The following is an 18,827-nucleotide window of genomic DNA, read 5'->3' as shown; positions in this document are numbered from 1 at the left end:
GAATCCGCTTATAATTATGAAATACCAAGGAAAACCTTGCCAAAAAAAAGTGCCGGACGAGCGCCGACATACCTGAGGAAGTATAGGTACTATTGGTAAAGTCATCTAATACTATAGGGGTATTTTTAGAAGAAAAATGGTCGTTCGGGGGATTTTTCAGCGTTATATTCTGGGTTATATAACGTATTTTTCATGTGGATTTATCAGACTATGAGCGAGATCACGGAAGGGAGAGAGAAACCGTGATTGAAAACAGCTATTTTGCCGGTAGGTAAGTTTGGCCCGTCAGCCACAGATGAATGGCATTACGGCTGGCTTCAAAATGCGGTTCAGGTAATGCTTCCGGCAGGCACCAGCGCCATTCGGCACATTTTTCCGGTTCTTTCAGCTCGGCTTCCCCGCCAGGATGGGGCGTCAGCAAACAGATGGAAACCGTATGCTTTCCCTCGGCGCGCCAGGTTTGCAGATTATTGCTGATGCCGACAAAGCTCGGTGGTGCGATGATCAGCCCGGTTTCTTCGGCGATCTCACGCTGTGCGCACTGTTCAAAGGTTTCGCCGGCATCCAGATGCCCGCCGGGGATGGACCAGAAGGGGGCGTGCTTGCCGCAGCGTTTGCCCAGCAAAATTTCCCCTTGTTCATTGACAATGATTACGCCTACGCCCGCCACTACAGTCATGTTTCCCTCCGTCAGCAAAATTTCAGCACAGTATGTCATTTTAGCGCTGCGACGGGTAACCCTAAGGGAAAAGTGTGCGTAAGGTCAAAAATCTATCACGTCAAAATTGAGAAAACTTGCTTTCGCACATGGGGGCTTACACACTCCTTGAAACGTTTCAGCGTTATGGGCGCGATAATGTCGTACCGGTAACGCTCCTTTTTCCCAACGAAGCTGAAACGATTCAATTCAGCAGGAGAGGAGAATCATGTTCCAGTTGTCACAGCAAGATATTCACCTGGGTGCTACCGCGAGTAACAAACAGGAAGCCATCCGTCAGGTGGCTGCCGCACTGACCGAGGCCGGCTGCGTCAGCGCGCCTTACGTGGACGGCATGTTGCAGCGTGAGCTGCAAACTTCCACTTATCTTGGGAACGGTATCGCCATCCCGCATGGCACTACCGATACCCGCGATCTGGTGCTGAACACCGGCGTGCAGGTGTTTCAGTTCCCTCAGGGTATCGAGTGGGGCGAAGGCCAAACTGCTTACGTAGTGATCGGCATTGCCGCACGTTCCGATGAACACCTGGCGCTGTTGCGTCAGTTGACCCACGTTCTGAGCGACGACAGCGTAGCCGAACAGCTGGCGAAAACCACCTCGGCAGAAGAGTTACGCAGCTTGTTGATGGGCGAAAAGCTGACGGCGGAATTCAAGTTCGACGCTTCCTTGATTGCGCTAGACGTGGCCGCCGACAGCCTGATGACGCTGCAGGCGCTGAATGCGGGCCGCCTGCAGAAAATCGGTGTGGTTAACGCTCAATTCGTCAGCGACGTCATCACCCGCAAGCCGCTGAATCTGGGGCAGGGCATTTGGCTGAGCGACAGCACCGAAGGCAACTTGGCCAGCGCGGCTACGGTAAGCCGTCCGGCGCAGCCGTTTGAAGAAGAGGGCGAGCAGGTTGCGCTGTTGCTGACGCTGTCGGTGGCTGACTCGCAGCCGCTGGCGGTGCTGAATTACCTCAGCGATCTGCTGTTGGCGAACAAAGCTGAACGCTTGCTGAACGCGGATGCCGTCACCCTGTTGGCATTGCTGACCAGTGAGGTGGAAGAAGAAAACACCACGCTGAGCGCTGAGTACGTGATCCGTAACGAACACGGCCTGCATGCCCGTCCGGGCACGGCGCTGGTCAATGTGATCAAGCAATTCAGCAGTGAAATTACCGTCACTAACCTGGATGGCAGTGGCAAACCGGCCAACGGACGTAGCCTGATGAAGGTGGTGGCGTTGGGCGTGAAAAAAGGACATCACCTGCGTTTTACCGCCAAAGGTGAAGATGCTGAAACCGCGCTGAAGGCGATCGGTGAAGCGATTAACGAAGGACTGGGCGAGGGCGCAGCATGAGCAGAAGAGTAGCAACAATTACCTTGAATCCGGCTTACGATCTGGTGGGCTTTTGCCCGGAGATCGAGCGCGGTGAAGTGAACCTGGTCAAAACCGCCGGCCTTCACGCCGCCGGGAAAGGCATCAACGTCGCCAAGGTGCTGAAGGATCTGGGTATTGATGTGACGGTGGGCGGCTTCCTGGGAAAAGACAACCAGGACGGTTTCCAACTGCTGTTCAGCGATCTGGGCATTGCCAACCGCTTCCAGGTGGTGCCGGGACGCACCCGTATTAACGTCAAACTGACCGAAAAAGACGGTGAAGTCACCGATTTCAATTTCTCCGGTTTTGAAGTCAGCGGGCAGGACTGGGAACGTTTCGTGACCGATTCCCTGAGCTGGCTGGGCCAGTTCGACATGGTCGCGGTCAGCGGCAGCCTGCCGGCGGGGGTCGATCCCGACGCTTTCACCGACTGGATGATCCGTTTGCGCGCCCAGTGCCCGTGCATCATTTTCGACAGCAGCCGTGAAGCCCTGGTTGCCGGCTTGAAAGCGGCGCCGTGGTTGGTGAAACCGAATCGCCGCGAGCTGGAAATTTGGGCCGGGCGTCCGTTGCCGCAGCTGGCTGACGTGGTCGAAGCGGCGCATGCGCTGCGCGATCAGGGCATTGCCCACGTGGTTATCTCCCTCGGTGCCGAAGGCGCGCTGTGGGTCAACGCGTCCGGCGCCTGGATTGCCAAGCCACCGGCCTGCGAAGTGGTCAGCACCGTGGGTGCCGGCGACTCGATGGTCGGCGGCCTGATTTACGGCCTGCTGATGCGTGAATCCAGTGAACACACTTTGCGTTTGGCCACCGCCGTGGCTGCGCTGGCGGTAAGCCAGAGCAACGTTGGCGTGACCGACCGTCCACAGCTGGCCGCGATGATGGCGCGTGTCGATCTGAAACCTTTTAATCAATAGCAGGAGGCAGAATGAAAACACTGCTGATGATAGACAATTCGCTGGGGCAGGCACGTAGTCACCTGGCGAAACGCATGCTTGGCGCTGCTGCGGTGAAAACCGGCCTGACGTTGGTTGAGTCAGCCGCCGACGCTGAACTGGTGGTGGTGGCAGGGCAAACTGTACCTGCTGACGCCGCGCTGAACGGCAAACGGGTTTATGTGGGTGACGTGGCGCATGCGGTGCGTGAGCCGGAAGCCTTTCTGGCGCAGGCGATGGCCGAAGCGAAAGCCTATCAGGCACCGGCCGCGGCAGCCGTCGAACCGGCTAAAGCCGCCGGTCAAAAACGTATCGTGGCGATCACCGCTTGCCCGACCGGCGTGGCCCATACCTTTATGGCGGCCGAAGCCATTGAAAGCGAAGCCAAAAAGCGTGGTTGGTGGGTGAAAGTTGAAACCCGCGGCTCCGTCGGCGCCGGCAATGCCATTACGCCAGAAGAAGTGGCGGCGGCCGACCTGGTGATCGTGGCGGCGGACATTGAAGTGGATCTGGATAAGTTTGCCGGCAAGCCGATGTACCGTACCTCTACCGGTCTGGCGCTGAAAAAAACAGCGCAGGAACTGGACAAGGCGCAGGCCGAAGCCGAGATTTTCCAACCGCAAAAAAGCGGTGCGCCGGCCACCGCCGGTAAGAAGAAAGAGAGCGCCGGCCCGTATCGTCACCTGTTGACCGGCGTGTCTTACATGCTGCCGATGGTGGTGGCGGGTGGTTTGTGTATCGCATTGTCGTTCGTGTTCGGTATCAAGGCATTCGAAGTCAAGGGCACGCTGGCAGCGGCGTTGATGCAGATCGGCGGCGGCTCGGCCTTTGCGCTGATGGTGCCGGTATTGGCCGGTTTTATTGCCTTCTCGATCGCTGACCGTCCGGGCCTGACGCCGGGGTTGATTGGCGGCATGCTGGCCGTCAGCACCGGCGCCGGCTTCCTCGGCGGTATCATTGCCGGTTTCCTGGCGGGCTATGTGGCCAAATTTATCAGCACCAAACTGCGTCTGCCGCAGAGTATGGAAGCGCTGAAGCCGATCCTGATCATTCCCTTGGTCGCCAGCCTGATTGTCGGCTTGATCATGATTTTCATCGTCGGTACGCCGGTCGCGAAAATTATGGAAGGCCTGACTCACTGGCTGCAATCACTGGGTACCGCCAATGCGGTACTGCTGGGGGCGATCCTCGGTGCCATGATGTGTACCGATATGGGTGGTCCGGTTAACAAGGCGGCCTACGCTTTTGGTGTGGCGCTGCTGAGCTCGTCGGTATATGCCCCTATGGCGGCCATTATGGCGGCCGGTATGGTGCCACCGCTGGCGATGGGGCTGGCAACATTACTGGCGCGTCGCAAGTTCGAGAAGTCCGAGCAGGAAGGCGGTAAAGCAGCGCTGGTGTTGGGCCTGTGCTTTATCTCCGAAGGCGCCATTCCGTTCGCCGCCCGTGATCCGATGCGCGTGTTGCCATGCTGCATCGCGGGCGGCGCATTGACCGGCGCACTGTCGATGGCATTCGGCGCCAAGCTGATGGCACCGCACGGTGGGTTGTTCGTTCTGCTGATCCCTGGCGCTATCACACCGGTGTTGTTGTATCTGGTGGCGATCGTTGCCGGTACGCTGTTGGCGGGGGTGTCTTACGCACTGCTGAAACGCGCTGAAGTCCCTGCGGCTACGGTAGCTTAACGCTGGCGCAGGCAATAAAAAACCGGAGCTTAGGCTCCGGTTTTTTTTATCTGGCAATTACTGCTGTGCCTTCAGCCAGGCGATCTCTTCCGCCCAGATATCCGGGTTTACGGTTTCCAGGATCAGCGGGATATTGTTGAAACGATCGTCACGCATGATATAGCTGAATACTGTTTTACCGATATTGCCTTCACCCAGGCTGTGGTGACGGTCGACGCGGCTGCCAAACTCGCTCTTGGCGTCGTTCAGGTGCATGCCGCGCAGGTACTTGAACCCCACGATGTCGCCGAGCTCTTTAAACGTCTGCTCGCAGGTTTCTTCGGTACGCAGATCGTAACCGGCGGCAAAGGCGTGACAGGTATCGATGCAAACGCCGACGCGGCTCTTGTCTTCCACGCCATCGATAATCGCCGCCAAATGTTCAAATTTGAAGCCCAGATTGCTGCCCTGACCGGCGGTGTTTTCGATAACCGCCGTCACGCCCTCGGTCTTGTCCAGCACCATGTTGATGGATTCAGCGATGCGTGCCAGGCATTTGTCTTCCTCAATTTGCAACAGGTGGCTGCCGGGGTGGAAGTTCAGCAGGGTTAGCCCCAGCTGTTCGCAGCGCTGCATTTCATCAAGGAAGGCTTCGCGGGATTTTTCCAACGCCTCGGTCACCGGGTGGCCAAGGTTAATCAAATAGCTGTCGTGCGGCAGGATCTGCCCTGGGCCGTAGCCGTACTGCGCACAGGCGCTTTTAAACTTATCGATCACGTCGGCAGGCAGCGGGGCGGCCTTCCATTGACGCTGATTTTTAGTGAACAGGGCGAATGCGGTCGCCTCCAATTCGTGCGCGCGGATAACCGCCTGATCCACGCCGCCTGACGCGCTGACATGTGCACCGACAAACTTCATTTTCATTCTCCTGTGTAATCGGCGTCATTATGGCATTGATAGCGGAAGGATTGAATGGCAGGAAAAGCGCAGGCCCGCGGTTACGGGCCTGAAGGGAAGCAAATCAGATAAAATACTGCACCAGAAGGTTAATGGCGCCGCCGCCAACAATCAGCCAAACGAACAGCAGCGTGGCGAGCAGGATTGGCTTAACCCCGGCCTGGCGCACCGCGCTGATGTGGGTGGTCAACCCCAGTGCCGCCATGGCCATCGCCAGCATCCAGGTATCGGCGGTAATCAGGTGTTTTACCAGTGCCGCCGGGATCAGGTCGAATGAGTTCAACCCGGCAACGGCGATAAACAGCACCGCAAACCACGGAATGGTTATCGCGGATTTTTCCGCCTGGCTACCGGTGCTTCCTGCGCTACGGCTGCGGCTGATGTAGCCTGAGAGCAGCAGCAGGAAAGGGGCCAGCATCATGACGCGAATCATTTTGGCGATGACCGCGGCGTTTTCAGCATCCGGCCCGATAGCGTGCCCGGCAGCGACCACCTGCGCCACTTCATGAATGGTTGAACCGGTAAAGATGCCGAAACTTTCCTGATTAAACGGCAGCCACTGGAAATGCTCGTTCAACTGATACAGCCACGGATAAGCGAAGATCGCCAGCGTACCGAAGACCACCACGGTGCTTACCGCCACCGCCACCTTGTTGGAGTCGGCTTTCAACACCGGCTCGGTCGCCATCACGGCCGCCGCGCCGCAAATGCTGCTGCCGGCGCCGATCAGCATCGCGGTCTGGCTGTCGATACCGAACACTTTTTTACCCAGCCAGCAGGCGAGCAGGAAAGTGGTGCTCAGGGTCAATGCATCAATGATGATGCCGGTGGTTCCCACGTCAGCAATTTGCTGAAACGTCAGGCGAAAACCGTAAAGGATAATGCCCAGACGCAATAAACGCTGTTTGGCGAGCTGAACACCGCCGTGGCAGCTCGGCTGTAGCCAGGGATACAGCGTATTGCCGACTAAAATACCGAGCAAAATCGCCAGCGTCAGCGCGCCCAGTCCCAGCCCGGCTACCCATGGAATATCACCTACCCAGACCGCCAGCGCAGTGATGGCACCGGTTAGCAGCAGCCCCGGCACCAGCCGAGGTAGACCGAATAGCGGAAATTGCCGCGTTGGAAAATCGTGTGTGGTATTGGTCGCCATAAGTCAGCCCTTGTCATCAAATCCTTGAGCCAAAGACTACGTGCTGGCGACATAAAAGAGAAATTGATTATATATTTATAACCTATCTGAATAAGTGGTTAGTCTGCGGCCTGAAGCATGAGTGGCCCCCATGTCGATTTCTGCAAACGTGATAACCTTAGTGTTATTCACCCTGTGCGTTGCTGCCGGCCAGTGGCGCAGATTTAGCATTAGTTTCAGTGGCTTTACTGACAGGCCGCTTTTTTGTATATCGAGAAGTTTATGCATATCACCTTACGTCAATTGGAAGTTTTTACCGAAGTGCTGAAAAGCGGTTCGACCACGCAGGCCTCGGTAGTTCTGGCGTTATCGCAATCGGCAGTCAGTGCGGCGCTGGCCGACCTCGAAGGGCAGCTGGGCGTGCAGTTGTTCGATCGTGTCGGTAAACGTCTGGTCATCAATGAGCATGGGCGGCTGCTGTACCCGAAGGCGCTGGCGTTGCTGGAGCAGGCCGGAGAGATTGAGCAACTGTTCCGCCATGACGGCGGCGCGCTGCGCATCGCGGCCAGCAGCACCATCGGCAACTATATGTTGCCGGAGATGATAGCTCGTTATCGGCAAGATTTTCCCGCCACGCCGCTGGAGCTCAATGTGGGAAACAGTCAGGACGTGATTGTCGCGGTCGCAGATTTTCGGGTCGATTTAGGCCTGATCGAAGGCCCTTGCCATATGCCAGAGCTGGTCACCCAGCCGTGGCTGGAGGATGAGCTGGTGGTGTTCGCTGCACCGGACAATCCGCTGGCGGGCCAGCCTTTAACCTTGGCGATGTTGGCGAATGCGCCGTGGATCCTGCGCGAACGGGGCTCGGGCACGCGTGAAGTGTTGGATCATCTGTTACTGGCGCATCTGCCGCACTTTCAGCTGGTGATGGAGCTGGGGAACTCGGAAGCGATCAAACATGCGGTTCGCCACGGCATTGGTATCAGTTGCCTGTCGCGGCGGGTGATAGGGGAACAGTTGGCCAGCGGCGCGCTGGTGGAACTGCAACTGCCGTTGCCGCCCTTGATGCGAACGCTTTATCTGATCCATCACCGGCAAAAGCACATCTCCAATGCCCTGCAGCGTTTTCTCAGCTACTGCACGCTTGCGTCCTGAAAATGCCTCCGCAAGCAGAAACGAAGCATAAAAATCTGCACCCTGTCACATTAATGACAGTAAGTAAGGCCTAGAGGGCCGTTGCTAATAATTAGCCCTGAATTATGAAGCTATCTTATATCAGTGCAATGTTACTAGTTCGCCGGCGGGTATTTGTTACAATCCGCCCTTATTTTTTTTGACCAGCAGATAGGGTAAGAATGGCTCAGCAGGATATAAAAACATCGGGGCAACCAGCACCCGGATTGCGGCGCGAGCTGAAAGCGCGGCACTTAACCATGATTGCTATTGGTGGTTCTATCGGCACCGGTCTGTTTGTCGCCTCTGGGGCGACCGTTTCGCAGGCAGGCCCAGGCGGGGCGTTGCTGTCTTATGCGTTGATCGGGCTGATGGTGTACTTCTTGATGACCAGCCTGGGTGAACTGGCGGCCTTTATGCCGGTGTCCGGTTCTTTCTCCACCTACGGCGCCAAATATGTGGAAGAAGGCTTTGGCTTCGCGCTGGGTTGGAACTACTGGTACAACTGGGCGGTGACCATCGCCGTTGACCTGGTTGCGTCGCAGTTGGTCATGACCTATTGGTTCCCGGATACTCCGGGTTGGATCTGGAGCGCGCTGTTCCTGTGCCTGATGTTCCTGTTGAACTACATTTCGGTTAAGGGGTTCGGCGAAGCAGAATACTGGTTCTCACTGATCAAAGTGACCACTGTCATCATCTTTATCGCCATTGGCGTGCTGATGATTTTCGGCATCCTCAAAGGGGGCGAGCACGCGGGGTGGCAGAACTGGACCATCGGCGACGCGCCGTTTGCCGGAGGGTTCTCGGCGATGATAGGCGTGGCGATGATCGTCGGCTTCTCGTTCCAGGGTACCGAGCTTATCGGCATCGCGGCCGGCGAATCTGAAAATCCGGGCAAAAATATCCCGCGCGCGGTGCGTCAGGTGTTCTGGCGTATCCTGCTGTTCTATATCTTCGCGATCCTGATTATCAGCCTGATTATTCCTTATACCGATCCGAGCCTGCTGCGTAATGATGTGAAAGACATCAGCGTCAGCCCGTTCACCCTGGTGTTCCAGCATGCCGGTTTGCTGTCGGCGGCGGCGGTGATGAACGCGGTGATCCTGACGGCGGTATTGTCTGCCGGTAACTCCGGGATGTACGCCTCAACCCGTATGCTGTTTACTCTGGCGTCGGAAGGCAAAGCGCCGCGTATCTTCGCCAAACTGTCGAAGGGCGGGGTGCCACGTAATGCATTGTATGCGACGACCGTGGTTGCGGGCTTGTGCTTCCTGAGTTCGATGTTCGGCAACCAGTCGGTTTACCTGTGGCTGCTGAACACCTCGGGTATGACCGGCTTTATTGCCTGGTTGGGGATTGCCATCAGTCATTACCGCTTCCGTCGTGGCTATATGATCCAGGGGCATGACCTGAACGACTTACCTTACCGTTCCGGCTTCTTCCCGCTGGGCCCGATCTTTGCCTTTGTGCTGTGCCTGATCATCACGTTGGGTCAGAACTATCAGGCATTCCTGCAAGATCGAATCGACTGGTACGGCGTGACCGCGACCTACATCGGCATTCCGCTGTTCCTGATCATTTGGTTCGGTTACAAGCTGACGCGCGGCACCCGTGTCGTGAAGTACAGCGAAATGGAATTCCCGAAAATGGACGTGAATTAACGTCTTGTATGAAACGCGGCGGGAGCCCGCCGCGTTATCCTTATCCCCTGACTTCCTGTTCCTTCCCTTTTACCGTCAGCGCCCGCTGCGCCGCAGCCATCAAACTGTCAACCGATTGATAATCCTGGGTTAACGCCAATACGCCGGTATTGAGCTGCAGAGATACCTCACCGAATGCGCCAAAAGCGTAGGGGGCTTCCAGCGCCGGAATGAAGCGTGCCAAAAATTCACCTTCGGAACCGTAAGGCAGGTCGTGAACCAGGATCAGAAACTGGCCGCCGGTATAGCGGCAGACAAAATCACTGGGGCGCACCAACATTTTCAGGCGTTCGCCGATGGTGCGCAGCACGTCATCGCCGATCTGCACGCCGTGGCTCTGATACAACGCCGCCAGCGGGGTAAAGTCGAAAATAAACAGATGGGAAAGCGGATGCACCGTTGCCGAAGGACGACAAATATCCTGCATCACGGCTTCACCCCCTGCACGGTTGAGGAAACCGGTCAAATGATCCTGATGGGCGGCTTGCTGTTTTTCCGCGCTCAGGGTGACGCGCTCAGCGAGCTGACGATGATAAGACGTGGTTAACCCATGGGCCAACACTAGCCACAGCGGGATGATATCCGCCAGTAAAAACAGGTTTTGCACGCGTGACAGCGGCGCGGCCAGCAAATAGGGCAGCGTCAGCACCATGATTTCCAGCAGGGCAAAACGCGGTGCTGCGGCGTGGCGTTGCATCAGCCAGAAGGCCAGCCCGGTAATCAGCAAGCCGGCAAACAAGATGAGCACCATGCGGCCAGAAAGCATGGCCATCAGGGCGACAGCGCCCACCAGTGCGCACCACAGCAGTACCGTCACCAGCATCGCGTTGGGCCAACGGAGCGGATTGGCTCGCGCCAGCCACCAACGTCCGCCGGTCAGCAACATCAGCAGCAGCAACAGACCCACGCCGATCGCCTTGTGGCTCAGCCAGATATAGCCCAGCAGCAGCAGCGCCACCCCGGCGGCATTCAACCATGGCGTGGCGGGAGAAGGCACCAAGGTAAGCCGCATCTGGCGTTGTAATTTGGCGTCATCAGCCAGCCGTGGGCTTTGCACCAGCCAGTGCAGCAGGGCGGGTTTTTTAGGCGTTAACGCAGGTGTTCGACTTCTCATTGCAGCCTCTTTGATAAGGGTCCCGAAAATCGGCCCTAAATATCCGGCCCGGCGCGGGCGCCAGTGACCAGTCAGGATTTGGATTCTATGTGGTTTTATTGCAATTTGTCACAGCTGTGCAGAGTGGGGCGATATTTTCGGAATTGTTAACCCTGGGCACTGCGGCGAGGGTATGGCAAGAGTTTGGTTAATAACGTTATAAAATAAAGTGTTACATCTTTATATGGCAGGTAATAGCTATTGATATGATTGATAAGTATTATCGTTTGCTTTATTGTTAGCGGCTGCTTATTCCGTTCAGGCGGCCATTTCCGCGCCGCTGTGGTCATTGTCGTAACAGGTATCCGAAATAATGAGCGTATCCACCGATCCTATGCCTGACGCCAAGGGTAAACCCGACGTCAACGCCATGGGGCGTTATCACCATATTCTCCGCCACCGTTTATTGATGATGGGGGTGTTGGCACTGGCGATTATGGGTTCGCTGCTGCTGGATTTTACCATGGGCCCATCCGGGCTCTCTTTGTCTTCCCTGTGGCAAACCCTGATTGATCCTGCGGCGGCCGACGCCGGCACGCGGGTTATCGTCTGGGATATCCGCCTGCCTTACGCCTTGATGGCGGTGGTGGTGGGCTTTGCGCTTGGCCTGGCCGGTGCAGAAATGCAGACCATCCTCAACAATCCACTGGCCAGCCCCTTTACCCTCGGCGTCTCTTCTGCCGCGGCTTTCGGTGCGGCGCTGGCTATCGTGTTGGGGATTGGCGTTCCGGGCATCCCCGATCAATGGTTTATTTCCGCTAACGCGTTTATTTTCGCCCTGTTCGCCGCATTGATGTTGGACGGCATTACGCGTTGGACACGGGTGGCCACCTCTGGCGTGGTGCTGTTTGGCATCGCGCTGGTGTTCACCTTTAACGCCCTGGTTTCCATGATGCAGTTTATTGCCAGCGAAGACACGCTGCAGGGGCTGGTGTTCTGGACTATGGGCAGCCTGGCGCGGGCTTCGTGGGACAAACTGGGCATTTTGCTCGGCGTATTCGTCGTGCTGCTGCCATTGTCGATGATGAGCTCGTGGAAGTTGACCGCGCTGCGTTTGGGGGAAGATCGGGCAGTGAGCTTCGGTATCGACGTGCGCCGTCTGCGCCTGACGACCCTGTTGCGCATCAGCATTCTTTCCGCGCTGGCGGTGGCCTTTGTTGGGCCTATCGGTTTTATCGGGCTGGTGGCGCCACACATCGCCCGAATGATCTTCGGTGAAGATCACCGTTTCTATCTGCCGGCCAGTGCGTTGATTGGCGCGCTGGTACTGTCGATGGCCTCCGTGGCGTCGAAAAACCTGATCCCGGGCATTATCATTCCGGTGGGCATCGTTACCTCGCTGGTGGGCGTGCCATTCTTCCTGAGCATTATTCTGCGTCATCGGGGGAATGTATGAATCAGGGATTGCGTATTGAAGGCTTCTCCGCTGGTTACCCCAAGCGTCAGGTTATCAGCAACCTGGCGGTCCCGATGCTGCCGCGCGGGCAAATCACCGTGCTGCTGGGGCCGAACGGCAGCGGTAAGTCAACGCTGCTGCGCTCGCTAGCGGGTTTAAACCCTGCACAGGGGAAACTGTGGCTGGACGACATCGATTTGATGCAGATGCCATTCGCCCGCCGTGCGGAGAAGGTGGTGTATTTGCCACAGTCATTGCCAGCCGGTGTGCATCTGCACGTGCTGGAATCGATCATCGTGGCGCAACGCGCTTCGGGCGGCCGCAGCAATGCTGGCAGCGAGGCCGAGGTAATGGCGCTGCTGGAGCAGCTTGGCATTGCCCACCTGGCGCTGAGCTATCTCGATCAGCTTTCCGGCGGACAGAAACAGTTGGTGGGGTTGGCGCAGTCGCTGATCCGTCAGCCTTCGTTGCTGCTGCTGGATGAACCGCTGAGCGCGCTCGATCTTAACTATCAGTTCCACGTGATGGATTTGGTACGCAAAGAGACGCGCAAACGCAATATCATCACGGTGGTGGTGGTGCATGACATCAATATAGCGCTGCGTCATGGCGATCATGTGCTGATGCTGCAGGATGGCGAATTGATTGCCGACGGTGCGCCGGAAGAGGTGATCACGCCGCAGAGTCTGGCACGGGTGTATGGCGTTCGTGGGCGCATTGAGCGTTGCTCGCAGGGAACGCCGCAGGTGCTGATTGACGGGTTGGTGAACCAACCGTCGATTTGATCCCTGGTGGATAGCAAAAAACCCGGCACTTCACAGCGCCGGGTTTTTTATTACTTCTTGTTCAGCGCCTCGGCGACGCGTTCGACGATATGCTGGCTGGTGATGATGCCGCCGGAAAGATAGACCTCAGCCGCCGGCAGATAAACCACCTGACCTTTCTTGACCGCTACGGTATTTTTCAACGCCGTGGTAGTGAGGATCTTCTGCGGAGCTACCGCGTTCGGACGACCGGTGGCTGCATCGCGATCGATAATGAACAGCCAGTCCGGGTTCAACTGAGCCACTTGTTCCGGGGTGAGTTTATTGCCGCGGACATCGGCGTTGTCGCTCTGCAGCGCAGACTGGAACCCGAGGGCGTCATAGGTAAAGCTGAAGCGGCTCTTGGGCGCGTAGGCGCTGATTTTCCCGCCGGAGAACAGCACCACCAGGCCACGCCCGGCTTTGGCCACCTGCGGTTTGGTCGCCGCAATCTCGGCGTCCAGTTTGTCTACTGCAGCCTGAGCCTGCGGCTGTTTATCGAATAGCTCACCCAGTTGCAGGGTGCGTTGTTTCAGGCTGCCCAGTTGATCCTGCGGATCGATTGCCATATTTAACGTCGGCGCAATGCCGCTGAGTTCGTCATAGGCTTTGGAGGAACGACCGGCGATCAGGATCAGATCCGGTTTGGCAGCGCGCAGCGTGGCCATATCCGGCTCAAACAGGGTCCCGGCATTGAGGTATTTGGCATTTTGGTACTGTTTCAGGCTGTCCGGTAGCATGGTGCGGTTGCCCGGCAGTGCCAGCGGCTCTACGCCCAGCAACTGCAATGTTTCCAGCGAAGCATAGTCCAGCACCACTACGCGCTGTGGGTGCTTTTTCACTTCGGTGGTGCCGTTCAGATGTTGAAAACTGACGGTCGCAGGGGCATCCGCGGCCGGTGTGCGAACCTTGCCGTTACAGCCGGCCAGCGCGATACAGGCCAGCAGGGCGAGAACCATAGGGGAGCGGCGTAATGTCATTGTGGCTTCCTTGGGTGAGAGAAATAAAAAGGGCGCGCAGCGCGCGCCCAAAGTGGCATCAGAAGTTGTAGGTCATGCCGACGGTGTAACGGCGGCCATCCAGCACGGTATTGTAGTTATCGTAATCGACGGTCTTGTCGAGGATGTTGTAAACCCCGCCGGTCACCATCAGATTTTTATTCGCCTGGTAGCTCAGGCCGGCGTCAACAAAGGTATAAGACGGCGTGCTCTTGGCCATCGAAGAGCGGCTCATGTAGTCCGAAGTCTTGCTGCGGAAGTTAACGCGCGACCACAGGCTGACGTCATGCGTGGCCTGCCAGTCCAGGACGCTGTTAACCATATGCTTCGGCATTTGGTTCAGCGGTTTGCCCTGGAAATCCCCGCTCTTCTGTTCGGAGGTGGTGTAGGTATAGTTGGTGGTCAACTGCCAATCTTTGGTGATTTCCCAACCGAAAGTGGCTTCTACGCCGCGCATATTGGCTTTATCGACGTTAGTACGGTCGCTGATAAAGTAATACGGCGTATTGCCGATCATGCACTGCGCGTCGCCGTCGCCGCTGTCACAGCGACGCACTTCGGTGATTTTGTCTTTGAAGTCGGTGTTAAACAGGGTAACGCTGGCGTTCAGACCTTGCAGGTTATCCCACATCACGCCGATCTCTTCGCTCAGGCTCTTCTCTGGCTTCAGATCCGGGTTACCGATAATGATTGAAGTACGGCCACCGCCGGTGATTTGCCCCCAGCCGGCGGAGGATTGGCGCAGATCCGGTGAGCGATAGCCCGCGGAGACGCCGCCTTTCAACGTAAATTGCTCGGTCAGGTGCCAAACGCCATACATGCGCGGCGTCCAGTGGTTGCCGTAGTTCTGGTCCTGATCCATACGGATACCGCTGGTCAGGCTGAAGTCGTTGGTCATCGCCCATTCGTCTTCGGCAAACAGCGCCCAGCTCCAGCGCGTCAGCTGGTTCAGCTTATCGGCTGCGGCTAACTGATTACCGCCATCACTCAATTTTTCGTAACGGTACTGGCCGCCCAGGTTCAGCATATGGCTGCCGAGATCAAACTGGGTTTGCGTATTGAAGATGGTGTTGTACATCTTCATATCGCGGCCCGGGTTGTTGGTCTCTTCGCGCTGAATATAACTGGTGGTGTTGCCGAAGTCGTAATAACCGTTGTGGGTTACCGCGTAGTTGGTACGGGTGTACAGGCTGTCGCTGGCACTGTTCGGCGTACACTTTTTGTTGCGGCAGTTTTCGGTCGCCATGGATTTGCCCGGCGTACTGTTTCGATCCTGCAAAGAGCGGCCGATTTCGAAATCGAAGTCGTTCTGTTCGTTTGGCGTCAGGCTGAATACCGCGGTGCCGCTGCGCATGCGCTGTTCATTGAAGCCGTTGAGGATTTGGTCCTCGGCGCGGCGCGACAGCAGGCCGTTGACCCGCAGGCCCAGCAGGCCTTCAATCAGCGGGCCGGAAGCGTAGGCGTTGGTCTGGAAAATATCGCCGGAATTGCTGTTTTCCTGGAAGGTGGCGTCACCGTGTAGTGAACCTTTCCATGCCTGAGTAGTGGAGGTTTTACGGGTGATGACGTTGATTACGCCGCCCATGGCGTCGGAGCCGTACAGCGAAGACATCGGGCCGCGTACCACTTCGATGCGTTCAATCGCTTCCAGCGGCGGCAGCCAGCCTTGTTCAATGCCTGCGTTGTCGCTGTTCGGGCGGGTGCCGCGGGTGTCTACGCGTTTGCCGTCGACCAGGATCAAGGTGTATTTGGAGGACATGCCGCGGATGCTGATATCGCTGCTGCTGCCACCGCCGGTTACCACGACGCCCGGCACGTCTTTCAACGCATCGGTAATATCGCGGTAGGCTTTGTCTTCAATTTGCTGACGTGGGATGACCGAAATGGACGCCGGGGAGTCCTGGATTTTCTGCTGGAAACCGGAAGCGGTTACCACCATGGTGTCCTGAGCGTCTGGTTGCGCAGCGACGGCGCCGGCGCTGGTCAATGTAGCAATGATCAATGCGGTTAATTTGTTATAACGTGGCTTTTCCATGAGGCAAACCTTTCCTGGTCTGATGTAAATCGACAAAGTGTCGTTTTAACGTGTTGAATAATAATTAGAAACTTGCCCCGTCATTGCGGGGTTCGCCGTTTCGTCAGGCTATTGTAAGGATTTTCGACAAAATGTAAACGCAAATGATAATTCGTATCATTTGTATGTGTTTAGGCGAGGGGAATCATTAACCGCATGAATACAAGGGAAAAAGGGCGCAGCAGAATCTGCGCCGAGAGAGGGAGTCAGCGTTTCTGGATGTAGGTGATTGCCAGCGCCAAGGCCAACACCAAACCTTTGATAATGTCCATGGCATAGTAGGGAACGGAGAGCATCACCAGGCCGTTTTGCAACACGCCGAGGATCACCGCGCCCACCAGCGTGCCGAGCGCGTTGGGCTTGCCGGAGCCGGCCAGCGAGAAACCAATGTAAGCGGCAGCGACCGCATCCATCAGATAACCGCCACCGGCGTTCACCTGCGAAGAGCCGATACGTGACGCCAGTAATATGCCGCCAAGCGAGGCCAGAAGGGCAGAGATAACATAGGCGGCAACCCTGTAACGTACTGTCCGAATGCCCGACAGGCGCGCGGCTTCCGGATTACCGCCAATGGCATACATGCGGCGGCCATGTTTGGTCAGCGACAGGAAAAGCTGCACCACTACCGTGACTGCCAGCATGATCAACACGATCACCGGCACCTGGCCCAGTGAGGAAAAGACCTCCGGGATCAGGCCTTCGGCCATATCGCCGTTCGGCAACAGCATATTCTGGGTGATTGATCCGCCGTAGCTGTAGGTCATCGCCACGCCCTGGATCACAAACAGGCTGGCCAGCGTCGCCAGCATATCGGGGATTTTCAACACCACGATCAGGAATGCATTGAACAGGCCGACCAGGGTACAAATCAGTAACGTCAGCACAATCGCACCGGTGGTGCCGAAGCCGTACCAGACGAACAGCGAAACCACCAGGGCGTTGGCCAGTGAAGCGGTGGAACCAACGGAAAGATCGAAACCGCCGACCGACAGCGATATCGATACTCCGATGGCGATGACTGTGACGATGGCAATCGAACGCAGAATATTGATGATGTTGTTCGGATCGAGGAAGTTGTCCGACGCTATCCCAAACAGGGCAATCAGCGCGACAACGGTGAGTAACATCCCCCATTTGTAGAGAAACTCAAACAGCTGATGGCGCCAGGGTTGCGTAGTTTGCAGGGACAATTCTTTACTCACGCTGGGGTTCCTCCGGTGGAATACAGTAATAGGGTTTCTTCATCAATGTCGGCGGCATTCAGTTCCGCGACGACCCGGCCATCCCACAGCACGCAGATGCGATCGCACAGGCCGACCAGCTCCGAGAACTCGCCGGAAGCATAAATAATGCCTTTGCCGTTGCGCGCCAAGCCGTCGATCAGGGTGAACAGCTCTTGTTTGGCCTTGATGTCCACACCTTTGGTTGGTTCGTCGAAAATCAGTACGTTAGCGTCGCCGCGCAGCCATTTGCCAATCGCCACCTTTTGCTGGTTGCCACCGGAAAGCCGCGCCAGCTTCTGCTGCGGGCCGGAGGCGCGAATATTCAGGCGCTGCATGATGTCGCGCGCCCAACGCAGTTCCTGGCGGCGGCTGAACAGGCTCCAGCGGGAAAAGCTGTCGTCGGCGCTGACGCTCAGGTTCATCGGAATAGCTTCGTCGATAAAAATGCCTTCTTTACGCCGCTCTTCCGGCACCAGCGCCAGCCCTTGCTCGACGCTAAGATGTGGAGCGCGGGGGGCCCAGGGTTTCCCCAGCAGTTCACCCCGTTCAATTCGCGCCGGTGAGGCGCCAAATAACGCCTTGCACAGTTCGGTTTTTCCCGCGCCGGCCAGCCCGGCGATGCCAAGAATTTCCCCCTGATGCAGTTGCAGGCTGACGTCGCGCAGCTTATGGCGATCGTGCAGGCCTTCCACCCGTAGCAGCGGGCGAGAACCGTGCGGTGGGCGTGGGGGCGGGAAAATATCGTCCAACCGGTGACCGAGCATTTTCTCGACGATCTGCTCGCCGGTCAGGCCCTGCATGGCATCCTCACTGACGTGACGGCCATCGCGCAGCACCGTCAGGCGGTCGCAAATTTCACTCAATTCGTGGATACGGTGGGAAATAAACACCACGCCGATACCTTCGGACTGCAGGCGGCGCACCACGCGAAACAGGCGTTCGCTTTCGGCGCGATCGAGCGGGGCGGTGGGTTCATCGAGCACCAGAAAACGACAGCGGTGGGAGAGCGCGCGTGCCAGCAGCACCTGCTGTTTTTCCGCCAGGGTGCATTCCGACAAACGCTGGCGCAGGTTAATAGTCAAATCCAGCTGAGTCAGTAGCTGCGCCGCCTGGCGGTACAGTTGCGCCCAGTTAAGCAGATGGCCCGGTTCGTTCAGCCAATCGAGCATGATGTTTTCCGCCACGGATAGCGTGGGGATCAACGCCACATCCACTTCCTGCTGCACCACGTGGATGCCGTATTGCCGGGCCTGCAGCGGGGAATGAATATCCACTTGCTGGCCGTCGATAAAAATCTCGCCGCGATAATGGTCGTGCGCGCCGGAAAGGATCGCCATCAAGGTGGATTTTCCTGCCCCGTTGGCCCCGACCAATGCGTGTGTTGAGCCTCCTTGCAGGGTGAAATCGACGTTTTGCAGGGCATTGAAGCCGGCAAAGGCGATCGAGATATTGCGCATCTCGAGGCGTGAGGGCGTAGGGGTTGGCATAGTGTAATTAAAGACGTTTAGGTGTTTAGATGGCTAAAGTAAGTCTTTTGT

Annotated in this window: 15 protein-coding genes; 7 read left to right on the top strand and 8 right to left on the bottom strand. The window is 57.0% G+C overall.

Features of this window, described 5'->3' with window-relative positions; translation table 11 throughout:
- Positions 1-256 precede the first annotated feature (256 nt).
- Entirely contained in the window at positions 257-679 is a 423-nt protein-coding gene (locus M2407_RS10150; protein WP_122079870.1) for an NUDIX hydrolase, read from the bottom strand.
- A gap of 247 nt (positions 680-926) precedes the next feature.
- On the opposite strand from M2407_RS10150, the gene fruB reads away from it, so the two are divergent.
- The 3 genes from fruB to fruA are packed head-to-tail and all read left to right on the top strand — an operon-like array spanning position 927 to position 4,701.
- On the top strand, positions 927-2,060 hold the full coding sequence (gene fruB / locus M2407_RS10145; protein WP_259217892.1) for a fused PTS fructose transporter subunit IIA/HPr protein: 1,134 nt from the start codon (positions 927-929) through the stop codon (positions 2,058-2,060).
- Complete coding sequence (gene fruK / locus M2407_RS10140; RefSeq protein ID WP_012145945.1) at positions 2,057-2,998, top strand: 1-phosphofructokinase; 942 nt, start codon at positions 2,057-2,059, stop codon at positions 2,996-2,998. The genes fruB and fruK overlap by 4 nt, the downstream gene beginning before the upstream one ends.
- 11 nt (positions 2,999-3,009) lie before the next feature.
- Complete coding sequence (gene fruA, locus M2407_RS10135; RefSeq protein WP_046373091.1) at positions 3,010-4,701, top strand: PTS fructose transporter subunit IIBC; 1,692 nt, start codon at positions 3,010-3,012, stop codon at positions 4,699-4,701.
- Between the two features lie 57 nt (positions 4,702-4,758).
- On the opposite strand, the gene nfo is transcribed toward fruA, so the two are convergent.
- Both nfo and M2407_RS10125 read right to left on the bottom strand, forming a co-directional pair.
- Positions 4,759-5,598, bottom strand: coding sequence for a deoxyribonuclease IV (gene nfo / locus M2407_RS10130; RefSeq protein WP_020827759.1), 840 nt, complete (start codon positions 5,596-5,598; stop codon positions 4,759-4,761).
- 103 nt (positions 5,599-5,701) lie between these two features.
- The gene (locus M2407_RS10125) at positions 5,702-6,790 is read right to left on the bottom strand and encodes a YeiH family protein (RefSeq protein ID WP_020827758.1); all 1,089 of its coding nucleotides are present in this window, start codon (positions 6,788-6,790) and stop codon (positions 5,702-5,704) included.
- A gap of 261 nt (positions 6,791-7,051) precedes the next feature.
- Here M2407_RS10125 and yieE point away from each other — a divergent pair, with 261 nt between their 5' ends.
- Complete coding sequence (gene yieE, locus M2407_RS10120; protein WP_041415520.1) at positions 7,052-7,924, top strand: DNA-binding transcriptional regulator YeiE; 873 nt, start codon at positions 7,052-7,054, stop codon at positions 7,922-7,924.
- Positions 7,925-8,124: 200 nt separating this feature from the next.
- Complete coding sequence (locus M2407_RS10115) at positions 8,125-9,603, top strand: amino acid permease (protein WP_041414759.1); 1,479 nt, start codon at positions 8,125-8,127, stop codon at positions 9,601-9,603.
- 40 nt (positions 9,604-9,643) lie between these two features.
- Here the strand turns inward: M2407_RS10115 and M2407_RS10110 are convergent, their stop codons facing one another.
- Entirely contained in the window at positions 9,644-10,756 is a 1,113-nt protein-coding gene (locus tag M2407_RS10110; protein ID WP_259217882.1) for a diguanylate cyclase domain-containing protein, read from the bottom strand.
- Between the two features lie 352 nt (positions 10,757-11,108).
- On the opposite strand from M2407_RS10110, the gene M2407_RS10105 reads away from it, so the two are divergent.
- Together M2407_RS10105 and M2407_RS10100 are read left to right on the top strand one after the other, a co-directional pair.
- Complete coding sequence (locus M2407_RS10105; protein ID WP_020827754.1) at positions 11,109-12,191, top strand: iron ABC transporter permease; 1,083 nt, start codon at positions 11,109-11,111, stop codon at positions 12,189-12,191.
- Positions 12,188-12,976, top strand: a complete 789-nt coding sequence (locus M2407_RS10100; protein WP_020827753.1) for an ABC transporter ATP-binding protein — start codon at positions 12,188-12,190, stop codon at positions 12,974-12,976. Before M2407_RS10105 ends, M2407_RS10100 begins: the two co-directional genes overlap by 4 nt.
- 50 nt (positions 12,977-13,026) lie before the next feature.
- On the opposite strand, the gene M2407_RS10095 is transcribed toward M2407_RS10100, so the two are convergent.
- The 4 genes from M2407_RS10095 to M2407_RS10080 form a co-directional block, all read right to left on the bottom strand.
- The gene (locus M2407_RS10095) at positions 13,027-13,974 is read right to left on the bottom strand and encodes a siderophore ABC transporter substrate-binding protein (protein ID WP_128864582.1); all 948 of its coding nucleotides are present in this window, start codon (positions 13,972-13,974) and stop codon (positions 13,027-13,029) included.
- Between the two features lie 58 nt (positions 13,975-14,032).
- Positions 14,033-16,027 carry a ligand-gated channel protein gene (locus M2407_RS10090; protein WP_020827751.1) on the bottom strand — a complete coding sequence of 665 codons (1,995 nt, stop codon included), beginning with the start codon at positions 16,025-16,027 and terminating at the stop codon, positions 14,033-14,035.
- 245 nt (positions 16,028-16,272) lie between these two features.
- A complete protein-coding gene (locus M2407_RS10085; RefSeq protein ID WP_116690103.1) occupies positions 16,273-17,268 on the bottom strand; it encodes an ABC transporter permease in 996 nt (331 codons plus the stop codon).
- Complete coding sequence (locus M2407_RS10080; protein WP_128864581.1) at positions 17,265-18,776, bottom strand: sugar ABC transporter ATP-binding protein; 1,512 nt, start codon at positions 18,774-18,776, stop codon at positions 17,265-17,267. The genes M2407_RS10085 and M2407_RS10080 overlap by 4 nt, the downstream gene beginning before the upstream one ends.
- Positions 18,777-18,827 lie beyond the last annotated feature (51 nt).

This window comes from Serratia sp. BIGb0234 (genome assembly GCF_024809915.1).
Lineage (GTDB): Bacteria > Pseudomonadota > Gammaproteobacteria > Enterobacterales > Enterobacteriaceae > Serratia > Serratia liquefaciens.
The sequence above is the reverse complement of the archived record's forward strand: the minus strand, read 5'-3'. Positions and strand labels throughout refer to the sequence as shown.

Coding starts and splice junctions, on each gene's coding strand:
- M2407_RS10150 (WP_122079870.1), bottom strand. CDS start 679: ATGACTGTAGTGGCGGGCGTAGGCGTAATCATTGTCAATGAACAAGGG.
- fruB (WP_259217892.1), top strand. CDS start 927: ATGTTCCAGTTGTCACAGCAAGATATTCACCTGGGTGCTACCGCGAGT.
- fruK (WP_012145945.1), top strand. CDS start 2,057: ATGAGCAGAAGAGTAGCAACAATTACCTTGAATCCGGCTTACGATCTG.
- fruA (WP_046373091.1), top strand. CDS start 3,010: ATGAAAACACTGCTGATGATAGACAATTCGCTGGGGCAGGCACGTAGT.
- nfo (WP_020827759.1), bottom strand. CDS start 5,598: ATGAAGTTTGTCGGTGCACATGTCAGCGCGTCAGGCGGCGTGGATCAG.
- M2407_RS10125 (WP_020827758.1), bottom strand. CDS start 6,790: ATGGCGACCAATACCACACACGATTTTCCAACGCGGCAATTTCCGCTA.
- yieE (WP_041415520.1), top strand. CDS start 7,052: ATGCATATCACCTTACGTCAATTGGAAGTTTTTACCGAAGTGCTGAAA.
- M2407_RS10115 (WP_041414759.1), top strand. CDS start 8,125: ATGGCTCAGCAGGATATAAAAACATCGGGGCAACCAGCACCCGGATTG.
- M2407_RS10110 (WP_259217882.1), bottom strand. CDS start 10,756: ATGAGAAGTCGAACACCTGCGTTAACGCCTAAAAAACCCGCCCTGCTG.
- M2407_RS10105 (WP_020827754.1), top strand. CDS start 11,109: ATGAGCGTATCCACCGATCCTATGCCTGACGCCAAGGGTAAACCCGAC.
- M2407_RS10100 (WP_020827753.1), top strand. CDS start 12,188: ATGAATCAGGGATTGCGTATTGAAGGCTTCTCCGCTGGTTACCCCAAG.
- M2407_RS10095 (WP_128864582.1), bottom strand. CDS start 13,974: ATGACATTACGCCGCTCCCCTATGGTTCTCGCCCTGCTGGCCTGTATC.
- M2407_RS10090 (WP_020827751.1), bottom strand. CDS start 16,027: ATGGAAAAGCCACGTTATAACAAATTAACCGCATTGATCATTGCTACA.
- M2407_RS10080 (WP_128864581.1), bottom strand. CDS start 18,776: ATGCCAACCCCTACGCCCTCACGCCTCGAGATGCGCAATATCTCGATC.